Source organism: Rhodococcus sp. KRD197, assembly GCF_017168235.1.
In the GTDB taxonomy this organism is placed as follows: domain Bacteria; phylum Actinomycetota; class Actinomycetes; order Mycobacteriales; family Mycobacteriaceae; genus Rhodococcoides.
Map to the genome: position 1 here is coordinate 1 of NZ_JABFAO010000100.1, position 1,359 is coordinate 1,359.

At 61.1% G+C, this 1,359-nt stretch carries 1 protein-coding gene; it reads left to right on the plus strand.

The window, feature by feature from the left end:
• Positions 1–52 precede the first annotated feature (52 nt).
• Positions 53–1,332, plus strand: a protein-coding gene (locus J1M86_RS26165) for an IS3 family transposase (RefSeq protein WP_206511959.1) whose coding sequence is annotated in 2 segments (ribosomal slippage) — positions 53–338 and positions 338–1,332 — 1,281 coding nt in all. Because the reading frame shifts where the segments join, the coding sequence is not laid out codon by codon here.
• Positions 1,333–1,359 lie beyond the last annotated feature (27 nt).

Consider the following 1,359-nt stretch of genomic DNA (forward strand, 5'->3'; position numbering starts at 1 on the left):
TGATCCGTCCCGGTGTTTCCGGAGGGTTCGTCTCAGGGAAAGATGAAACCTCATGGCAGCAGGATCGAAGCGGTACTCGGCGGAGTTGAAGAAGGATGCCATCGATATGGTGGCCCGGTTGGTGGCGCAGGGCGATACCGAGTGGGCGGCGATGAGCAAGACCGCGGACCTGCTCGGAGTGGGTGCCGCTGAGACCGTTCGTCAGTGGGTCCGGAAGGTGCCCGTCGATGGCCCGGGCGGCACCGTCGAGGTACGCGCCGACGCCGAGATCATCAGGAAGTTGCGTCAGGAGAACGCCGAACTCAAACGGGCAAACGGGATACTGAAGGCCGCGTCAGCTTTTTTCGCGGCCGAAATCGACCGGCCACACCGATAATTGTGGACTTCATCGGCACTCACCAGGGAAACCGGGTGGGTGCCGATGGCCTTGTCTGGGGTGTCGACTCGATGTGCACGGTGCTCTCCGAGCACGGCATGCACATCGCCCCGTCCACGTACTACGACCATGTCACTCGGGTGCCGTGCGCCCGCATGCATTCCGATGCACATGTCATCGATGCCATTCACCTGCTCCGGACGCGGCAACCGCTCGCACGGGTTCTCGGGTCGAGGAAGACCTGGATTATGTTGCGCAGCAATGGCATTGATGTAGCTCGATGTACCGTCGAGCGGCTCATGAGGGAAATGGGATGGCACGGTGCGCTCAAAAGAAAGCGGGTCCGCACCACGGTTTCCGATCCGGCCCACCCGCGGGCCGAGGATCTGGTCAAGCGCCGGTTCTCCGCGGTGGCACCTAACCGACTGTGGGTTGCCGATTTCACGTATTGCCGCACGATGTCGGGGTGGGCGTTCACAGCGTTCGTCGTCGATGTGTTCGCCCGGAAAATCGTCGGATGGAAGGTCGCATCGGAGATGACTACAAGCCTCGTCGATACAGCCATCACCAATGCCATCGACTCCCGAAAACGTTCTGGTGTAACTGATTTGAGTAATCTGATTCACCATAGTGACGCCGGATCGCAGTACACGGCGATCGCGTTCGGGCAGCGGTTGGCGCAGGAGGGCATCGCGGCATCGATCGGAACCGTCGGTGATAGTTACGACAATGCCCTCGCCGAATCGGTGAACGCCGACTACAAGAATGAGCTCGTCGACAACGGCCCTCGTTACCCCGGCGCTGCGGAATTGTCGTTGGCAACTGCACAGTGGGTCGTGTTCTACAACCGCGAACGCCCCCACAGCTACTGCCATGACCTCACGCCCGACCACGCCGAGCAACTCCACTACGATCGGACGCGCACCCTCAATCCGGAGGAGGCACTCACGCAATGAGCCCTCCGGAAATGCCGGGACGGATCA